Raw genomic sequence first — 286 nt, 5'->3', positions numbered from 1 at the left:
ATTTGCTACTAATGCGTTAACTAACGCAGCTGGTGTTGTACCCGAAGCGAATGGAATAATAGCTCCGCCACCTGTTGCTCCTGTTGCTCCTGTTAAGCCTGTTGCACCAGTTAAACCTGTTGCTCCCGTTGGGCCTGTTGCTCCTGTTGGACCTGTTAAGCCTGTTGCTCCTGTTGGGCCTGTTAAGCCTGTTGCACCAGTTAAACCTGTTGCTCCCGTTGGGCCTGTTGCACCAGTTAAACCTGTTGCGCCACCAGTACCTGCTGGACCTGTCGCTCCTGTCGGG

Annotated in this window: 1 pseudogene; it reads right to left on the bottom strand. The window is 53.5% G+C overall.

Features of this window, described 5'->3' with window-relative positions:
• Nucleotides 1-286: pseudogene (locus tag MR083_RS27165) on the bottom strand (exosporium glycoprotein BclB-related protein); the annotation flags it as partial.

Source organism: Bacillus cereus group sp. BfR-BA-01408 (genome assembly GCF_022663305.1).
Classification (GTDB): domain Bacteria; phylum Bacillota; class Bacilli; order Bacillales; family Bacillaceae_G; genus Bacillus_A; species Bacillus_A pacificus.
Note: the sequence above shows the minus strand (reverse complement) of the source record. Positions and strands in the feature narration are given on the sequence as shown.